Source organism: Streptococcus sanguinis (assembly GCF_900475275.1).
Lineage (GTDB): Bacteria > Bacillota > Bacilli > Lactobacillales > Streptococcaceae > Streptococcus > Streptococcus sanguinis_N.
This window is the reverse complement of record NZ_LS483364.1, coordinates 1,266,157-1,285,072: the sequence shown is the minus strand read 5'-3', so window position 1 is coordinate 1,285,072 and position 18,916 is coordinate 1,266,157. Positions and strand designations below refer to the sequence as shown.

Annotated in this window: 18 protein-coding genes and 1 other annotated feature; of the genes, 15 read left to right on the top strand and 3 right to left on the bottom strand. The window is 43.2% G+C overall.

The features are described 5' to 3' along the window. Positions 1 to 281 precede the first annotated feature (281 nt). The 5 genes from murB to DQM55_RS06585 all read left to right on the top strand — a co-directional run bounded on the left by murB (position 282) and on the right by DQM55_RS06585 (position 5,150). A complete protein-coding gene (murB, locus tag DQM55_RS06605) occupies positions 282 to 1,187 on the top strand; it encodes a UDP-N-acetylmuramate dehydrogenase (protein ID WP_111675890.1) in 906 nt (301 codons plus the stop codon). Positions 1,188 to 1,368: 181 nt separating this feature from the next. Beyond that, positions 1,369 to 2,526, top strand: coding sequence for an ABC transporter ATP-binding protein (locus DQM55_RS06600; RefSeq protein ID WP_002904388.1), 1,158 nt, complete (start codon positions 1,369 to 1,371; stop codon positions 2,524 to 2,526). Continuing rightward, positions 2,507 to 3,313, top strand: coding sequence for an ABC transporter permease (locus DQM55_RS06595; RefSeq protein ID WP_111675889.1), 807 nt, complete (start codon positions 2,507 to 2,509; stop codon positions 3,311 to 3,313). Before DQM55_RS06600 ends, DQM55_RS06595 begins: the two co-directional genes overlap by 20 nt. Beyond that, the gene (locus DQM55_RS06590) at positions 3,310 to 4,083 is read left to right on the top strand and encodes an ABC transporter permease (RefSeq protein WP_111675888.1); all 774 of its coding nucleotides are present in this window, start codon (positions 3,310 to 3,312) and stop codon (positions 4,081 to 4,083) included. Before DQM55_RS06595 ends, DQM55_RS06590 begins: the two co-directional genes overlap by 4 nt. Beyond that, positions 4,080 to 5,150 (top strand): ABC transporter substrate-binding protein, encoded by a 1,071-nt coding sequence (locus tag DQM55_RS06585; RefSeq protein WP_009660359.1) that lies wholly within the window; start codon positions 4,080 to 4,082, stop codon positions 5,148 to 5,150. Before DQM55_RS06590 ends, DQM55_RS06585 begins: the two co-directional genes overlap by 4 nt. 71 nt (positions 5,151 to 5,221) lie before the next feature. On the opposite strand, the gene DQM55_RS06580 is transcribed toward DQM55_RS06585, so the two are convergent. Together DQM55_RS06580 and ppdK are read right to left on the bottom strand one after the other, a co-directional pair. Next, complete coding sequence (locus tag DQM55_RS06580) at positions 5,222 to 5,638, bottom strand: DUF6556 family protein (protein ID WP_111675887.1); 417 nt, start codon at positions 5,636 to 5,638, stop codon at positions 5,222 to 5,224. Positions 5,639 to 5,822: 184 nt separating this feature from the next. Continuing rightward, complete coding sequence (gene ppdK / locus DQM55_RS06575) at positions 5,823 to 8,444, bottom strand: pyruvate, phosphate dikinase (protein WP_111675886.1); 2,622 nt, start codon at positions 8,442 to 8,444, stop codon at positions 5,823 to 5,825. Positions 8,445 to 8,689: 245 nt separating this feature from the next. Here ppdK and DQM55_RS06570 point away from each other — a divergent pair, with 245 nt between their 5' ends. The 10 genes from DQM55_RS06570 to DQM55_RS06525 all read left to right on the top strand — a co-directional run bounded on the left by DQM55_RS06570 (position 8,690) and on the right by DQM55_RS06525 (position 17,958). Further along, positions 8,690 to 9,319, top strand: coding sequence for a CBS domain-containing protein (locus tag DQM55_RS06570; protein WP_002921433.1), 630 nt, complete (start codon positions 8,690 to 8,692; stop codon positions 9,317 to 9,319). A 5-nt stretch (positions 9,320 to 9,324) separates the two neighbouring features. Then, positions 9,325 to 10,143, top strand: a complete 819-nt coding sequence (locus DQM55_RS06565; protein ID WP_002924939.1) for a pyruvate, water dikinase regulatory protein — start codon at positions 9,325 to 9,327, stop codon at positions 10,141 to 10,143. Positions 10,144 to 10,185: 42 nt separating this feature from the next. Beyond that, on the top strand, positions 10,186 to 12,096 hold the full coding sequence (locus DQM55_RS06560; RefSeq protein ID WP_111676936.1) for a fructose-1,6-bisphosphatase: 1,911 nt from the start codon (positions 10,186 to 10,188) through the stop codon (positions 12,094 to 12,096). Positions 12,097 to 12,195: 99 nt separating this feature from the next. Next, the gene (locus tag DQM55_RS06555; protein ID WP_111675885.1) at positions 12,196 to 13,338 is read left to right on the top strand and encodes a cysteine desulfurase family protein; all 1,143 of its coding nucleotides are present in this window, start codon (positions 12,196 to 12,198) and stop codon (positions 13,336 to 13,338) included. A 3-nt stretch (positions 13,339 to 13,341) separates the two neighbouring features. After that, complete coding sequence (thiI, locus tag DQM55_RS06550) at positions 13,342 to 14,556, top strand: tRNA uracil 4-sulfurtransferase ThiI (RefSeq protein ID WP_111675884.1); 1,215 nt, start codon at positions 13,342 to 13,344, stop codon at positions 14,554 to 14,556. 21 nt (positions 14,557 to 14,577) lie between these two features. Further along, positions 14,578 to 15,075, top strand: a complete 498-nt coding sequence (locus DQM55_RS06545) for a methyltransferase family protein (protein ID WP_111675883.1) — start codon at positions 14,578 to 14,580, stop codon at positions 15,073 to 15,075. Positions 15,076 to 15,246: 171 nt separating this feature from the next. Continuing rightward, positions 15,247 to 15,334 (top strand) — a sequence feature (ribosomal protein L21 leader region). Between the two features lie 34 nt (positions 15,335 to 15,368). After that, positions 15,369 to 15,683 carry a 50S ribosomal protein L21 gene (gene rplU, locus DQM55_RS06540; protein WP_002904398.1) on the top strand — a complete coding sequence of 105 codons (315 nt, stop codon included), beginning with the start codon at positions 15,369 to 15,371 and terminating at the stop codon, positions 15,681 to 15,683. Between the two features lie 15 nt (positions 15,684 to 15,698). After that, positions 15,699 to 16,043 carry a ribosomal-processing cysteine protease Prp gene (locus DQM55_RS06535; RefSeq protein WP_002900460.1) on the top strand — a complete coding sequence of 115 codons (345 nt, stop codon included), beginning with the start codon at positions 15,699 to 15,701 and terminating at the stop codon, positions 16,041 to 16,043. Positions 16,044 to 16,060: 17 nt separating this feature from the next. Then, positions 16,061 to 16,354, top strand: coding sequence for a 50S ribosomal protein L27 (rpmA, locus tag DQM55_RS06530; protein ID WP_002895619.1), 294 nt, complete (start codon positions 16,061 to 16,063; stop codon positions 16,352 to 16,354). A 251-nt stretch (positions 16,355 to 16,605) separates the two neighbouring features. Continuing rightward, positions 16,606 to 17,958, top strand: a complete 1,353-nt coding sequence (locus tag DQM55_RS06525) for a vWA domain-containing protein (protein WP_111675882.1) — start codon at positions 16,606 to 16,608, stop codon at positions 17,956 to 17,958. A 97-nt stretch (positions 17,959 to 18,055) separates the two neighbouring features. Here DQM55_RS06525 and DQM55_RS06520 read toward each other — a convergent pair whose 3' ends face one another. Then, a complete protein-coding gene (locus tag DQM55_RS06520) occupies positions 18,056 to 18,796 on the bottom strand; it encodes a hypothetical protein (protein WP_111675881.1) in 741 nt (246 codons plus the stop codon). Positions 18,797 to 18,916: the final 120 nt, after the last annotated feature.

The window sequence follows — 18,916 nt, the reverse complement described above, 5'->3', positions numbered from 1 at the left end:
TGATATCCCTATCTTTTTATACCTAACTGTGCTATAATGGGTCTAGCTTAAAGGAGGATAATTCACTTTATGGATCATTTAGAATTACAGGCTCTGGCGAGTGAGTTAGCTTTCGGTGCCATCAGGAATGCTCTTTCTACTCAAACACAACGTTTTGCTACTAGGCAATTATAATCATTAAAAAGCTGACCTTTCTCAGCTTTTTCTTTGTAATCTATCGTAAATGCCATAGATTTTTGATATAATAGAGTGTATTTTGTTTACATAAAAGAGAGAAAATCATGCAAAAACTAGAGAAATTAAAATCTGAATTAGAGGGAATCGACATTCGCTTCAATGAGCCTTTGAGCCAATACACTTATACAAAGGTCGGGGGCGCAGCCGATTTCTTAGTTTTCCCCCGTAATCGTTATGAGCTAGCTCGCATTGTCAATTTTGCCAATCAAGAAGACATTCCTTGGATGGTGCTGGGAAATGCTAGTAACATCATTGTGCGAGATGGCGGTATCCGAGGTTTCGTGATTATGTTTGACAAGCTCAACAATATAGCAGTAGATGGCTATATGATTGAAGCAGAGGCTGGAGCTAATCTGATTCAGACAACCCATATCGCCCTGCAGAATAGTCTGACTGGCTTTGAGTTTGCCTGTGGCATTCCTGGTAGCGTCGGCGGAGCTGTCTTTATGAACGCTGGGGCTTATGGCGGCGAGATTGCTCATGTGTTGGTATCTTGTAAGGTACTGACTCCTCAGGGACAGGTCAAAACGCTGGACGTTCGAGATATGAAGTTTGGCTATCGCCACTCACTAGTTCAGGAAACAGGCGACATTGTTATTTCTGCTAAGTTTGCTCTTTCGCCTGGTGTTCACAGAACGATTCGTCAGGAAATGGAGCGCTTAACCCATCTGCGGGAGCTCAAGCAGCCTTTGGAATATCCATCCTGTGGCTCTGTTTTCAAGCGTCCTTTGGGTTACTTTGCTGGTCAGCTCATTAGTGAAGCAGGACTCAAAGGTCATCGGATCGGTGGTGTAGAGGTATCTGAGAAGCATGCCGGCTTTATGATTAACGTCGATAAAGGAACGGCTCAAGATTACGAAAATCTTATCGCTCATGTGATTGAAAGGGTGCGGGAAAATTCAGGTATTACTCTGGAGCGCGAAGTCCGCATCATTGGTGAATCTCTGTAAGACAGATATGATTTCCAGTAGAAGTATGCTGGATAAGGAACTGCAGCTGGCTGCAACTTAGTAAGGGGGTGAAAGCCTATCGACACGGAATTTATAAAGGGCCTTTACAGCCCTCACGAGGTAGCAGCGGTCTGACAGAACCCTTAATCTGTTAATACGAGAAAGAAGGAATTTATGACAATTGAAAAAACCAATCATCGAGTTTAAAAACGTTTCAAAAGTTTTTGAAGATAATAATACTGTCGTTCTGAAAGATATTAATTTCGAGCTGGAAGAAGGAAAGTTCTATACTTTGCTAGGCTCTTCCGGCTCTGGTAAATCAACGATTCTGAACATCATTGCTGGTCTTTTAGACGCGACAGACGGGGATATTTTTCTTGATGGCGTCCGCATCAATGATATTCCCACTAATAAAAGAGACGTCCACACGGTTTTTCAGTCCTATGCACTGTTTCCGCATATGAATGTTTTTGAAAATGTTGCCTTTCCGCTGCGTCTGCGCAAGGTTGATAAAAAAGAAATTCAAGAGCGGGTTGCTGAAGTGCTGAAAATGGTTCAGCTAGAAGGTTTTGAGCGCCGTTCTATTCGCAAACTGTCGGGCGGTCAGCGCCAGCGTGTAGCCATCGCGCGGGCAATCATTAATCAGCCGCGGGTTGTTTTACTGGATGAGCCGCTGTCTGCTCTGGATTTGAAGCTGCGTACAGATATGCAGTATGAGTTGCGGGAATTGCAGCAGCGTCTCGGCATTACCTTTGTCTTTGTCACGCACGACCAAGAGGAAGCTCTGGCTATGAGCGACTGGATTTTCGTTATGAATGACGGCGAGATTGTTCAGTCGGGGACGCCTGTTGATATTTATGACGAGCCCATCAACCACTTTGTTGCAACCTTCATTGGCGAGTCCAATATTCTGCCAGGTAAGATGATTGAGGACTATCTGGTTGAGTTTAACGGCAAGCGCTTTGAAGCAGTGGATGGTGGGATGCGCCCAAATGAATCTGTTGAAGTGGTGATTCGGCCGGAGGACTTGCGGATTACTCTGCCAGAAGAAGGCAAGCTGCAGGTTAAAGTTGATACCCAGCTTTTCCGTGGCGTTCACTATGAGATTATCGCTTATGATGAACTGGGCAATGAATGGATGATTCACTCGACTCGCAAGGCCATTGTTGGTGAAGAAATTGGTCTACATTTCGAGCCTGAAGATATCCATATCATGCGTCTCAATGAAACTGAAGAAGAATTCGATGCCCGTATCGAAGAATATGTAGAAGTAGAAGAGCAGGAAGCGGGGCTGATCAATGCTATTGAGGAGGAACGCGATGAAGAAAACAACCTCTAATCTTTTTCTCTTGCCATACCTGCTCTGGATTTTCCTCTTTGTCCTGGCACCTGTTGTCATGATTATCTGGAAATCCTTCTTTAATATTGAAGGCCAGTTTACGCTGGAAAATTACCAGACCTACTTTACATCGCAGAACTGGACCTATCTCAAGATGAGTCTGAATTCGGTCCTTTATGCAGGGATTATTACTCTCGTAACCCTGCTGATTTCCTATCCGACCGCCTTCTTTTTGACTCAGCTCAAGCACAAGCAGCTTTGGCTGATGCTGATTGTCCTGCCGACCTGGATCAATCTCCTGCTTAAAGCTTATGCTTTTATCGGAATTTTTGGTCAGAATGGCTCAATCAATCAATTTCTGACTTTTATTGGAGTAGGCCCGCAGCAGATTCTCTTTACGGACTTTTCATTTATCTTTGTAGCTAGCTACATTGAGCTGCCTTTTATGATTCTGCCCATTTTCAACGTTCTGGATGATTTGGATCCAAATCTTATCAATGCCAGCTATGACTTGGGAGCCAATCGCTGGGAGACTTTCCGTCGGGTCGTTTTCCCTTTGTCATTGAATGGTGTCAGAAGTGGAGTGCAGTCAGTCTTTATCCCTAGTCTCAGCCTTTTCATGCTGACCCGCTTAATCGGGGGTAATCGGGTAATTACTCTGGGGACAGCCATTGAGCAGCACTTCCTGACCACTCAGAACTGGGGCATGGGCTCTACTATCGGAGTGGTGCTGATTGTTGCTATGCTCTTTACCATGTGGGCAACCAAGGAAAGGAGAGGGCGATGAAAAAAATTGCAAATATCTATCTGGCTTTTGTCTTTTTGGTACTGTATATTCCCATCTTTTACCTGATTGCTTATGCTTTTAATGCTGGGGAAGACATGAATCGTTTTACAGGATTCAGTCTCAGCCATTTTCAGAATCTCTTTGAGGATTCACGCCTGATTTTGATTTTGGTTCAGACTTTCTTTCTGGCTTTCCTGTCGTCATTGATTGCGACGCTGATTGGAACTTTTGGAGCCATCTATATTTATCAAGCCCGCAAGAAATATCAGGATGCCTTTCTGTCTATCAACAATATCCTCATGGTAGCGCCGGATGTCATGATTGGGGCCAGTTTTCTGATTCTCTTTACTACTGCAAAATTCCAGCTGGGCTTCCTGTCTGTGCTGGCTAGCCATGTAGCCTTTTCCATTCCGATTGTGGTGCTGATGATTCTTCCGCGTCTGAAGGAAATGAATGATGATATGATTAAGGCTGCCTATGACCTAGGCGCCAGCCAATTGCAAATGCTGAAAGAAATCATGTTGCCTTATCTGACTCCAGCCATTATCGCTGGCTACTTCATGGCTTTTACCTATTCGCTAGATGATTTTGCTGTGACCTTCTTCGTTACAGGCAATGGTTTCTCTACTCTGTCTGTTGAGATTTACTCCCGCGCTCGTCAGGGGATTTCTCTGGAAATCAATGCCCTATCAGCCTTGGTCTTTCTCTTCAGCATTGCTTTGGTAATTGGGTATTACTTTATCACCCGTGAGAAGGAGGAGGCCGTATGAGAAAGCTCTATTCATTTTTAGCGGGGATTCTGCTGATTATCTTAGTCTTGTGGGGTGTTAGTTACCAGATCGAAAGTCGGACGCAGAGTAAGGAAAGCGATAAGTTAGTTATTTACAACTGGGGTGACTATATTGATCCTGAGCTGCTGACTGAGTTTACTAAGGAAACTGGTGTCCAAATCCAGTACGATACATTTGACTCCAATGAAGCCATGTATACGAAAGTAAAGCAGGGCGGCACAACATACGACATTGCTATTCCCAGTGAATATATGATTGCCAAGATGATGAAGGAAGGCTTGGTGGAAAAGCTAGATCATAGCCAGATTAAAGGTTTGGAAAATATCGGATCTGACTTTTTAGACCAGCCTTTCGATCCTGGAAATCAGTATTCGATTCCTTATTTTTGGGGAACGCTGGGCATTGTCTACAATGAAAAAATGGTTGATAAAGCTCCAGAGCATTGGAATGACCTCTGGCGTCCTGAATACAAAAACTCCATCATGATGATTGACGGAGCCCGCGAAGTCATGGGACTTGGTCTGAACTCGGATGGCCATAGTCTAAACTCCAAAGATGCAAATCAGTTGCAGGAGGCTGTTGATAAGCTCTACACTCTGACGCCAAACATCAAGGCCATTGTGGCTGATGAGATGAAAGGTTATATGATTCAGAACAATGCCGCTATCGGTGTGACCTTTTCTGGTGAGGCTCGTCAGATGCTGGAAGCCAATGAAGACCTGCGCTATGTCGTGCCTACAGAGGCCAGCAATCTTTGGTTTGACAATATAGTCATTCCAAAAACCGTCAAAAATAAAAAAGCGGCCTATCAGTTTATTAACTTTATGCTGAGACCGGAGAATGCTTATAAAAATGCCCTTTATGTCGGCTATTCGACACCAAATCTTCCTGCCAAGGCCATGCTGCCTAAGGAAATTCAGGAAGATGAGGCTTTTTATCCGACAGAAGAAACGATGAAACATCTGGAAGTTTATGAGCAGTTGGGCCCTAAATGGCTGGGAACCTACAACGATCTCTATCTTCAAGTCAAGATGTATCGGAAGTGATAGTCTAATAAGCTTACTTGATGAATACAAGAAAAACGCCTGGCTCAATGAGCTGGGCGTTTTCTGCTTGTTTAGTTTGAAGCTTCTGTCTGAGTATTGGTTGCAGTATCTTGACTCTGGCTAGAAGCGGTAGTGTCGCCTGCTGCTGTATTTGCTGCAGAGCTAGATGCACTAGTCTCAACCGCTGCTCCATCGCTGCTGGAAGCAGCAGTATCATTTGCAGCCGTTGAAGCGGGGCTGCTTGTTTCTTTTTCGATTTCCTTGATAATAGTTGTCGTTGCAGTAGAGCTGCTGGTATCAGTTTTGGATTTTTCATCCTTATGACTGGTCAGATTCATAATCGTGATGCTGGCAATGATGATGGACAAGATACTGGCAACCGTTGCAATGGTCTTTTGGAAGGCTGAAAGGCCGGTTTTAATATGCTGTTTAGTAGGTTTTTTAGATGATTTTGTCTTATTTTTATTACTGCGAGAATAGCTTTCCATGCTTGCAAGAATCTCCTTTTAAAATTTCAATGATTTCTTATCTCTCATTATACGTTTTTTATCTGAAAATGTCTTAAAAAAATCAAATTTTTATCTATGAAAACGCACACAGAAGATTGCTGTTAAGAAAAGAAGCTGCTCAAGTTTTGGTTGAGCAGCTTCTTGAGCTAGAATAGCAAAGTAATCATGCCTTCTCATCTTGGAGTGCCGCTTGAGCGACAGCCAGCCTAGCTGCTGGAACTCGATAAGGAGAGCAGGAGACATAGGTGACGCCAATTTCTTGGAAGAAGGGGATGGAAGCAGGATCGCCACCGACCTCGCCACAAATGCCGATAGGAAGTTCAGGCTTGACTTGACGCCCTTTGCTGATAGCTATGCGCATCAATTCACCAACGCCGTCCTGGTCAATACTTTGGAAAGGATCAAAAGGAAGAATTTCTTTCTCCTTATAATGGCCGATGAATTTTCCAATATCGTCTCGTGAGAAACCGTAGGTCATCTGGGTCAGGTCGTTAGTACCAAAGCTGAAGAAGTCCGCTTCCTGAGCCAGCTGGTCTGCAACCAGACAGGCGCGCGGAAGTTCAATCATAGTGCCAATTTCATAAGGGAAAGGCTCCTGACCTTGATGCCTAAAGAGCTTGTTAATATGTTGGATGAGAAAGGCTTTGACAGAGTCCAGCTCGGCCTTGTCCGCAATCAGCGGAATCATGATTTCTGGCTTGACAGTCAATCCTTCCTGACTCAGCTTGATAGCACTCTTGAAAACGGCTTCGACCTGCATCTTGTAAATCTCTGGTTGCGTAATCCCCAGACGGCAGCCGCGGTGACCCAGCATAGGATTGCTTTCTTGCAGCTGTTCAATGCGGCGAGTCAGTTTTTCTGGCGATTTGTGCAGTTTGTCAGCCAAAGCCTTGATATCCTGTGAATCTTTAGGTAGAAATTCATGCATGGGCGGATCCAAAAGACGGATAATCATAGGTTTGTCCTGAACTGCTTGGAACATTTGATAGAAGTCTTTTTCTTGGAACTCCAGCAGTTTTTTGAGGGCGGATCTAGTTTCCAATTCGTTGTCGGCCAGGATCAGGCGCCGCATTTCTAGAATCCGTTCTTGACCAAAGAACATGTGTTCGGTACGAGCCAGACCAATGCCCTTTGCCCCAAACTTAATAGCTGTTTTTAGATCTTGAACGGTCTCTGCGTTGGCACGGACTTTGAGCTGTGCGACTTCGTCTGCCCAAGAAAGCAGTCGTTGGAGTTCTTGGTCATTTTCGACTAGGACGGTCGGAATCTCACCGCTATAAATGCGCCCAGAGCTACCATCAACTGAAATGACATCACCTTCAGTCAAAACAAGACTTCCGCAGGAAACAGTTTTGCTTTCCTCGCTGATGGTCAACTCTCCACAGCCAGCCACACAGCAGGTTCCCATTCCTCGGGCTACGACAGCTGCGTGAGAGGTCATACCGCCCTGACTGGTTACGATGGCCTGGCTGACGACCATACCCTCAATGTCTTCAGGGGAAGTTTCCTGACGGACTAAAATGACCTTTTTACCCAAGGAGTGGTAGTCTTTGGCGCGCTCAGCTGTAAAGACAATCTCGCCAGTTGCAGCACCAGGGCTGGCTGGCAGTCCTTGAGCCAAGAAAGGAGCATCTTGCAGAGCTTTTTCTTTAAATACAGGATGGATGAGTTGGCTAATCGTAGCAGGAGATACGCGCTGGAGAGCTTCTTTTTTGCTAATAATGCCCTCGTCTACCAAATCTAAGGCGATTTTCAAAGATGCCTTGGCGGTCCGTTTACCGTTTCTAGTTTGGAGAATATAGAGTTTACCCTTTTCGATGGTAAATTCGATGTCTTGCATGTCCTTGTAGTGGTTTTCGAGAATCTTAGCATAGTCTTGGAAGGCTGCATAGGCCTGAGGGAGAGCTGTCTCAAGTGCAGCAATAGGCTCAGGGGTCCGAATGCCAGCTACGACATCCTCTCCTTGTGCATTGAGCAAGAACTCGCCAAATAGCTGATGCTCACCGCTGGCAGGGTTTCTCGTAAAGACGACTCCTGTACCACTGGCTTGGTCGCTATTTCCGAAAACCATGGCTTGGACATTCACCGCTGTTCCCAAGTCATGAGGAATATCATTCAAGTTGCGGTAAACCTCAGCACGGGGATTATTCCAAGACTTGAAGACCGCCTTGATAGCAGCATAAAGCTGCTCTTTCGAGCTTTGGGGGAAGGTTTGATGATGCTCACGATAAAGCTGCTTGTACTGGTCGATTAATGCTTGATGTTCATCCAATGTGAAATCCTTGGCCTGTTTGCCAGCATTCCTTTCAAAATAGCCCAAAAGGTCATCGAACTCATCTTTGGAAATGCCATAAACTACATCAGCAAACATTTGCAGCAGACGTCGATAGCAGTTGTAGGCAAAGTCAGCGTTGGTCTGCTCAGCCAGAGTCTGGGTTCTTAAATCGTTTAGACCTAGATTGAGAATAGTGTCCATCATGCCCGGCATGGAAAACTTGGCTCCGCTTCGAACAGACACTAAGAGCAAGGCTGAGTCGTTGCCACTGAAATATTTACCTGTTTTTTCTTCTAGGACAGTAACCGCTTTTAAAACATCTTCTTTTAAAGAGGATTCAAAGAAATAAGGGCTTTTTAAATATTCGATACAGCTTTCTGTAGTAATAGTAAAACCTGGAGGGACAGGCAGTCCCAAATTGGTCATTTCAGCTAGGTTGGCTCCTTTTCCGCCAAGCAAAGCCTTATCATCTGCACATCCTTCCTCGAAGGAGTGAATCCATTTCGCCATATTTACCTCCAAAATTATGAAATATGTGTCATATTGTAGGACAAATACATTGTAATATACATCACATATATTTGTCAACAGAAAAAAGCATCCTATTTCATTGACAATTTTTCTTTTTTTGTTATAATGTGTTACAAAATGATGATTATTTAAACGTTTAAAAATAAAATATGAGTTATAATTCCTAAATTTTAAGCGAATTCAGGCTAATCATCTATTATAAAGAACGAAGGAGTCAGACCTATTTGAAATTAAGTGAACGGCAAAAGAAAATTGTAGAAATTGTAAAAGAACACCAGCCACTCAGCGGTGAGAAAATCTCTGAATTACTCGATATTTCTCGGGCGACACTGCGCTCGGACCTGTCTTTTCTGACCTTGGTTGGGATTTTGAAGGCTACGCCTAAAGTTGGTTACACATACTCGGGCTCAGATTTAGAGACGCTTTTCTTTTTCGATACCTTTCGAAAGGAAGTGGCGGAAATTATGACATCTCCTGTTTTGGTATCTCATGATTCCTTTATTCAAGATGCCATTATCACCTTATTTATGTATGATGCGGATGTTCTCTATGTCATTGATGAGCATAAGCTGCTCTTGGGGATTTTGTCGCGTAAGGACTTGCTGCGGGCTTCGCTCAATACTAACATTGACAGCACGCCTGTAGCGGTCTGCATGACCCGAATGCCCCATATTAAAACTTGCTACAAGGATATGAATATTTTGGAAGCGGCAGCAGTTTTGCAGGATTTTGCGATTGATTCACTGCCGGTAGTGGATAAGGATAATGAACGTAAGCTTTTAGGAACTGTGACCAAGTCAGCTCTGCTGGATTATATTATTCAAGAGGCCAGAAGTGCTGAGGTTAATAGATAAGAGGAATGAACATGAAGAAAGAAATTATTGTTTACAGCATTTCAGATTCTTTGGGGGGGACTTCGCAGAAGCTATTGTCTGCGGTGACAGCCCAGTACCCAGATATTATTTTTAATAACAGCTATCGTTTTCCATTTATCAACAAAGAAGAAGAATTGCTGGATATTCTGCGCGATGCCATCAAGGACGATGCCCTTGTCATCAGTACACTGGTCGATGGTGGGCTAGCTGCTGCAGCTAGAGAGTTCAGCAAGGCCAATGGCCTTGCTTATCTGGATTTGATGCATCCATTTTTTGAGATTATCAGAGAAAAGACGGGCACCAGTCCTATAGAGGTGCCGGGTACTCTGCACCGGCTGGACACTGAGTATTTTAATAAAATTTCCGCTATTGAGTTTGCTGTCAAATACGACGACGGCAAGGCGCCACAAGGTTTTTTAGATTCAGATTTAGTGCTCCTAGGCGTCTCCCGTACATCCAAAACGCCACTCAGTATTTATCTGGCTAATAAAGGCTATAAGGTTTCCAACCTGCCTTTGATTCCAGAAGTCCCTCTGCCTCAGGTCTTGGATAAGGTTGATCCGGAGCGGATTATCGGCCTCTTATGTGAGCCAGAAAAACTGTCTAAGATACGCAGTAATCGCTTGAATTCTCTGGGATTGACCCAGTCAACCAGCTATACAGATCTGGAAAAGATATATGAAGAACTAGACTACTCAAAAGAAGTCTTTAAAAAGTATCGGGCTCATGTCATCAATATCACGGATAAATCAATCGAGGAAACGGCTTTCTTGATTGAAGACCATTTAAAGAAATTGAGATAAGAGAGAAGATTGCAAAAAGCGGTTATAGAGTGAGGGTTGATGATGGAGCAATATAAGCGGATTTTACTGAAAGAATTTGACAGTCGGCAGAAGGTCATTACAGAGCTGACCAATCTAGAGGCAATTTTGAATCTGCCCAAAGGGACGGAGCTGTATATCAGTGACATTCACGGGGAGTTTGCTGCTTTTGACTATATTTTGAGAAGCTGTGCTGGTATCCTCAATGAGAAGATCAAGGACTGTTTTGGAGATAGCTTGTCAGAAGCTCATAAAGACCGCTTGTCAGCGCTGGTTTCCTATCCTGAGCTAGTGCTGGGGGAAGAAACTAAAGGCCAAGACTGGTATCAGGAAACCATTCCCCAGCTCTTGAACTTGCTGGCTTTTGCAGGTGCAAAATATAGTCGGTCCAAGGTTAGAAAGGCTTTGCCGCCACAGTATGCCTATATTATCGAGGAGCTGCTCTATAGTGACAGGGCTTTGGCTGATAAAAAGTCTTATTTTGAGAATATCCTGACTTATGTGATTGAGCTGAGAGAAGCGGTGCCCTTTATTTTGGGCTTGGCCCGAAGTATTCGGCAGTTGTTGATTGACCATCTACATGTGGTTGGAGATATTTTTGACAGAGGAGCTGGCAGCGCTCAGGTCATGGATGAACTGCAGCATTTTCACTCGCTTGATATTCAATGGGGAAATCACGACATTATCTGGATGGGAGCCTTTTTTGGCTCCAAGGCTTGCTTGCTCAATGTGCTGCGCATAGCAGCTCGCTACGGTTATCTCTGGGATATCGAGAAAGATTATGGTTTAAACCTGCGCTCCTTGACTCTTTTTGCGGACAAGACTTACCAGTCTAATCCTAAGTTTAGACCCATTCTAGGCGGTAGAGAGCAGGAGTTTTCTGAAGAGGAAATTCTGCAGCTGGAAAAGGTTCACCAAGCCTTGGCGATTATCCAGTTCAAGCTGGAAAATCAACTCATCAAACGACGGCCTGAATTCCAGATGCAGGACCATGTTATGCTGGACAAGATTGATTATTGGGAAGAAAGTGTTACGATTGACGATACCAAGCATGCCCTGGTTAACACTTGTTTCCAAACTATCAATTCGGAAAATCCGTCAGCTTTGACACCAGAAGAAAATCAAGCTGTAGACAGTATGCTGGCCTCATTCCAAAGTTCTCTTAAGATGGCTGAGCATATGAGTCTTCTGATGAACAAAGGCTCTATGTATAAGATTTACAACCAGCACTTGCTTTTTCACGGCTGCATTCCTTTGGAGCCATCAGGAGAATTCCAGCCTTTCATTCTCAATCAAGCCCATTATGCGGGCAAGGAATTGCTGGATTTCTTTGAGTATCATATTCGGCAGGCGGCCAAGGACAAGGAAGTGGGCGATGATTTGTCGACTGATTTGATTTGGTATTGCTGGAAAGGTAAGCTTTCTCCTCTGTTTGGCAAAGAAAAGATGACTACCTTGGAGCGCTATTTCATTGAAGATAAGGAGACCCACAAGGAAGTGGAAAATTCTTATTTTTCTTATCGTAATTCTGAGAAAGTCTGCCAGCTGATTTTGGAAGAATTTGGTCTCTTTTCTCAAGAGTCTAGAATGGTCAATGGTCATACTCCGGTTAAGACAGGCAAGGGAGAGTCACCTATCCGTGGGGGCGGTCTGCTCTTTGTCATTGATGGTGGTCTCTGCAAGGCTTATCAGAAGAAGACTGGAACGGCTGGCTATTCACTGCTCAATAATTCCTATGGCTTCCAGCTGGTGACCCATCAGCCTTTCCAAAATGCTCAAAAAGTTGTAGAATCGCCTTTTGCTCAGACCTCCCTGAAAAAGGTGATTGAAAATGTAGAGGAACGAACCCTCATCAAATCTACTACCATCGGTCAGAGCTTGTTCGCTCAACAACAAGAACTCTTTGGCTTACTGCATGAGTTTTATGACCGGTGATGTTTAGCCCTAAGTTCTACAGAATTTAGGGTATTTTCTTTCTTGTTCCAGTTTCTCTTTCGTGTTACAATAGGAGTATTGAAATTTTGAGGAAAGAACATGATTTATTTAGATAATTCAGCGACAACCAAACCTTATCCTGAGGTTTTGGCCGCTTACACAGAAGTAGCTTCTAAAATCTGGGGAAATCCATCCAGTCTGCACAGTTTAGGCAGTCAGGCAACCCGTCTCTTAGAAGCTTCACGCAAGCAAATAGCAGAGCTTTTAGGCAAGTCTTCATCGGAGATTTTTTTTACGTCCGGAGGAACTGAAGGGGACAACTGGGTGCTAAAGGGAGTTGCTTTTGAAAAGGTTCCTTTTGGCAAACACATCATCGTATCTAATATTGAGCATCCCGCGGTTAAAGAATCAGCCCTCTGGTTGCAGAGTCAGGGATTTGAAGTCGATTTTGCTCCAGTGGATAATTCTGGTTTTGTTGAGGTAGACAAGCTAGCGGAGCTAATTCGACCAGACACCACTCTAATCTCCATCATGGCTGTCAATAATGAAATCGGCAGTATTCAGCCCATTCAGAAAATATCCGAACTGCTAGCAGACAAGCCGACTATTTCCTTTCATGTGGACGCTGTACAGGCTGTTACGAAGATTCCAACAGCTGCTTATCTGACGGATCGCGTTGATTTTGCGACATTTTCCAGTCATAAATTTCACGGTGTCCGGGGAGTAGGATTTGTCTATATCAAGTCTGGCAAGAAAATCAGTCCGCTTTTGACTGGTGGAGGTCAGGAGTCGGACAAGCGCTCCACAACAGAAAATTTAGCTGGCATTGCTGCGACAGCTAAAGCTCTGCGTTTGTCCATGGAAAAGCAAGAAGCATTTGCCCAGCGGACGACTCAGATGAAGAAGATTCTTCTTGAAGAACTGCAGAAGTATCCAGATGTGGTGATTTTCTCAGACATGGAAGATTTCGCCCCCCATATACTAACCTTTGGTATCAAGGGAGTGCGGGGTGAAGTCGTCGTCCATGCGTTTGAAGACTACGAGATCTATATCTCGACTACCAGTGCTTGCTCTTCTAAGGTCGGTAAGCCTGCAGGAACCCTAATCGCTATGGGCGTCGAAAAGTCTCTGGCTCAAACTGCTGTTCGCATCAGTTTGGATCTTGACAATGATATGAGTCAGATGGAGCAGTTTTTGACAACTTTTAAAATTATTTACGAAAAAACCAGAAAAGTAAGGTAAACAATGCAATATTCAGAAATTATGGTGCGCTACGGTGAGCTCTCAACCAAGGGCAAGAACCGCATGCGCTTTATCAACAAACTCAAACGCAATATCCAAGCTGTCTTATCAATCTATCCGCGGGTTCATGTCAAGGCTGACCGTGACCGCACTCATATCTATCTGCAAGGAACCGATTATAAGCCAGTCGCTGAATCGCTCAAGCAGATTTTTGGGATTCAGAATTTCTCGCCGTCTTACAAAATCGAAAAGTCTGTACCAGCCCTAATCGAGGCTGTTCAATCTATCATGAAGGAAGTCTATCAAGAGGGCATGACCTTTAAGATTACCAGCAAGCGCAGTGATCACAGTTTTGAATTGGATAGCCGCGAGCTTAACCATACACTTGGTGATGCTGTTTTTGAGGCTATTCCCAATGTTCAGGTCAAGATGAAAGCGCCGGATATTGAGCTACGGGTCGAAATTCGTGAAGAAGCGGCCTATATTTCTTATGAGACGATTCGTGGTGCTGGAGGCCTGCCAGTTGGTACTTCAGGAAAGGGTATGCTCATGCTGTCGGGAGGAATTGACTCACCAGTAGCCGGCTATTTGGCTCTCAAGCGCGGTGTAGATATTGAGGCGGTTCACTTTGCCAGTCCACCTTACACCAGTCCAGGTGCGTTGAAAAAAGCTCAAGATTTGACGCGAAAACTGACCAAGTTTGGTGGCAACATCCAGTTTATCGAAGTGCCTTTTACAGAGATTCAAGAGGAAATCAAGGCCAAGGCTCCAGAAGCCTACCTCATGACACTGACTCGTCGCTTTATGATGCGTATTACAGACCGGATTCGGGAGGAGCGGAGCGCTCAAGTCATTATCAACGGAGAAAGTCTTGGTCAGGTGGCAAGTCAAACGATTGAGAGTATGCAGGCTATCAACGCTGTAACCAATACACCGGTTATCCGTCCTGTCGTGACCATGGACAAGCTGGAAATCATTGACATTGCTGAAAAAATCGATACTTTCCAAATCTCTATCCAACCATTTGAAGACTGCTGTACCATTTTTGCTCCAGACCGACCTAAAACTAATCCGAAAATCAAGAATGCTGAGAAGTACGAAACTTACCTAGATGTTGAAGGTTTGGTTGAGCGCGCTGTCGCAGGAATCATGATTACAGAAATCAGACCGCAAGCAGAGGCTGATGAAGTTGACGAGCTGATTGAGGGGCTGCTGTAAAAGCGAGGGAAGGTGACGTTGATGCTTGCTGTTTTTCTCTTAATTCCTTTTTTGCTGATTCGTTTTCCTTTATTGAGTCATTTCGGCAAAAACGCTTTGTCTCGCGCGGCTTATTTTGCACCAGTCCAAGGAAAAGAAAAGATAGCTTATATGATTTATCAATTGAGCAATCTAGCCTTGTTCATAACTTCTTTTTTGCTTGAAATTAAGTTTGATTTTTCTGTTTACTTTTATGCTGGAGTGGCTATCTACCTGCTTGGTTTGGCTTTGTGTGCTATCAGTATGAGGGACTTCGCTAGACCAGATGAAAACGGTATGAATACAAAGGGGTTTTATCGCTATTCCCGTAATCCCATGTATGTAGCTTACCTTGTTTGTTTTTTGGGAATAGCTTTTTTGACCAAGTCAATGATTTTCATTTTGATTCTAGTCATGTTTCAGACTGCGGCCCACTGGTGTCTTGAAAAATTCGGGAAATCTTATCAAGAATATCAAGATAGGGTGCGGCGTTATATTTAGAAATTTTCTGAACTAATAATTATTTAATAAAGCAGTTAGCGGATAACAGAAATAGTCTTTGTTCATTAGTGGATAAAATCTAAAGATAATCCGTGAAAATCCGTTTTCATGAGATAAAAAAGCTTGCTAAAGAGCTGCAGAAGTGCTATACTTATAGAGTTGACTATGCACATTCCTGTGCAACCGCGCGAACATCGTTGCTCACTCTGTGAGATAGAAGTGGTTCGTCCCACGATGCTAGGCGAGTCTTCACAAAATTCGGGGAAACCCTAAAAAATCATAGGAGGTGCATAATGAGCACATACGCAATCATTAAAACTGGCGGAAAACAAGTTAAAGTTGAAGTTGGTCAAGCAATCTACGTTGAAAAGTTGAACGCTGAAGCTGGTCAAGACGTTACTTTTGACGAAGTTGTTCTTGTTGGTGGTGAAAACACTGTTGTCGGAACTCCGCTTGTTGCTGGAGCTTCTGTTGTCGGAACTGTTGAAAAACAAGGCAAGCAAAAGAAAGTTGTTACTTATAAGTACAAACCTAAAAAAGGCAGCCATCGTAAACAAGGTCACCGTCAACCATATACAAAAGTTGTCATCAACGCTATCAACGCTTAATTTTAAGGAGATTAAATGATACAAGCAGTCTTTGAAAGAGCCGAAGATGGCGAACTGAGGCGTGCAGAAATCACAGGTCACGCCGCGAGTGGTGAATACGGCTTTGATGTCGTGTGTGCGTCCGTTTCGACGCTCGCCATTAATTTTGTCAATTCAGTTGAGAAATTCGCAGGCTACGAACCAAACTTAGAATTAAACGAAATAGAAGGCGGTTATCTGAAGGTTGAAATTCCTCAGGATATACCGTCACACCAAAGAGAAATGACTCAGCTTTTCTTTGAATCATTTTTCCTAGGAATGGCAAACTTATCGGAGGACTCTTCTGAGTTCGTCCAAACCAGAGTTATCACAGAAAACTAACACGGAGGAAAAACATTATGTTAAAAATGAATCTTGCTAACTTGCAACTATTCGCCCACAAAAAAGGTGGAGGTTCTACATCTAACGGACGTGATTCACAAGCGAAACGTCTGGGAGCTAAAGCAGCTGACGGTCAAACCGTAACAGGCGGCTCTATCCTTTACCGTCAACGCGGCACTCATATCCATGCAGGTGTCAATGTTGGACGCGGCGGAGATGATACTTTGTTCGCAAAGGTTGAAGGCGTAGTACGCTTTGAACGCAAAGGACGCGATAAGAAACAAGTTTCTGTTTACCCAATCGCTAAATAATTAATAAGAAATCCCCATGCTCGGATAATTGAGCATGGGGATTTCTTATTAGAGACGGCACGATAAAGCATTTGTTTAATGATTCATGATGATGCTCATCAATTTTAGCATACAAACTCTGATAATATTCTAAAATTTTAATTTTTAGACTAATAAATATCTGAAATCGCTTGCAGTTCCTATTTTTTTATGTTATTCTATATAAAATAGATGCAATCATGTTTCTAAATCTAAAAAGATAAGGAGAAATTATGGAAAAAGAATCATTTAAACTTCCAGGCTTTTCATTGTACAAATTGAAAGTTGGATTAGCATCAGCAACTCTTCTATTTGCCTTTTCACAAGCTTCGCATGTTTTTGCAGACCAGGTTGGGACACCACCTTCAAGTGGTATTGCAAAAACTGAAGCAGTAAGCTCTCCGATTGAAGCTGCTGGTACTGAAATTGCTGCTGATACAACGAAACCTGTTGTTGAAGAATCCGCAGCGAAACCAGGAGATTTGATCGATGTCTCAAAAAATGTATCGCCTGTTGATGTCAAAGAAAGTCAAGAAGGCAATCAAACAGTCCATGTAGAAACGACAACCGTTGATGTTACAAAGACGGAAGTGGCTCCAGGAAAGGTTGATAAGGCGCCAGATCCAATAACTAGACGTACTGAAAATACTTTATCTGGCACAGATGAAAATGGGAATCCCTATACGCAGTACGAGCGAGTAGATAAGACTACAACCATTACCTACACCTCAACGCCACCAACTGTAACAAAAGCTGGTTCAGCTGATATTGTCTTTGTTGTCGACCGTTCAGGATCCATGGGTGGCACAATTGATATTGTTCGTGCAAATATTAATGAATTTGTGCGAAATATTACTAAAGAGGGGATTACAGCACGTTTTGGCTTGGCAACATTTAGTGATGAAGTCTACGGCCGTAATTCTGGCAGCAAAGATGAAGATACGGTTCTAACACGTTTTGGGTCATCTTATTTTACAACTGATCCGGCTGAGCTCGAAAAAGCGTTGGCTGCAATTCGTATAGCGAGTGGAGGAGATACTCCAGAAACACCAACTCCTGCCCTGAACCAGATTATTTCAACCTATGATTGGTCTAAGTCATCTAAAAATAAGAAATTCGTCGTTTTATTGACAGATGCTGAAATGAAAGAAGATCCTTCAATTCCGACAGTTGCTGATACACTTGCGGCTCTAAAAGCTGCTGGTATAGAAAGAACTGTAGCGACGGTAAAAGCGATTGAGGGAATTTACAAAAATTTTGCAACAGAAGGCAGAGTGCTTGATATCGAAAATAACTTAGCTGATGCTCTGACAAAGGGAACCACTTCATGGATTGTTGAAAGTGTCAATGAAGCTCGTTACTATAAGATCATAAAAGATAGTTATCAATTCTATCTTGAGCGTCGTACTACAATGCCTATATCTACCGTCTACCATGTTCAGGCACCAACACTTTTGGCCAAATCTGAACAGTCTCTTCCTAAAACAGGAAGTAGCGAAAAGGCAGTCTATAGTGTTGTGGGGCTTGGTTTGCTTCTGGCTGGATTGGGGCTAGGTATTAGTGTAAGAAAATCAAAAGAACAATAACCATCTGCTTATGAAAAATGAATTTTCTATTTGAGTGATTTTGAATAAAATAAATACCAGAAACGAAGACATACGTCCTCATTTCTGGTATTTTTCGTTATGGTGTAACTTCTTCATCTTTTATATTAACAACGCCATGCCAATTTGCATAATAGGTCTTTCCATTGTAGTTGACAATAGTTTCCCTATAAAGTTCACCGTACTCACCAAAGTAATAATAGTACTTTCCAATCTTATAAAGTCCGTTTTTATAAGGCGATCCATCTCCTCCGATGTAGAAGGTGTATTCAGTGAAATCAATAAATCTGTTTTTAACCAGTCGTCCGTAAGAATCAAAGAAGTATTGCTTGCCATCAACAGTGTAAAAGTTAATGACCCTTTGTCCTTTGTTATCAAAATAATAGACGTTGCCAGTTGGACTAGTATAGAATGAGTTTTTTAGATTCGTCGGAATTTGTTCTGCTGGGTCATCTTGAACTTTGTATGTATAACCAGAGAGATCCGTGCCGTAGTATTTACCCTCGTGAAGAACGATTCTATTTGTAATTCTTTCGCCAGACTCATCATAAAAAGCATTAGGGAACTCACTCTTAGGAGCCTCCGGAACCTTGATAGGTCCTGGATCATCAAAGATAGTAGGGTCGTCCTCAATATCTGGTACACTAGGATCGTAAATACCAACTTCACGTCTAGAAGCCCAGTCTGGGATTGACTTATTCTCCGCTTGAACTGTTCCGGTGGAAATCAAAGTAGCGGCTAAAGTCGCAGCAGAAGCCAGGGAAAGCCCCAGCCAGTAGCGGCGGTTGAACATTGCTTTGGTGTTCTTTTCTTGTCTCATAGCAAATCCTTTCTATGCAACTGTTAGCACAAGATAAAAGAATCTTGTTTTTAACAGTTAGGTTATGTTATTTCTATAAAATTATACCTCTGTAACATTTCTATAATATTGTAATACTAT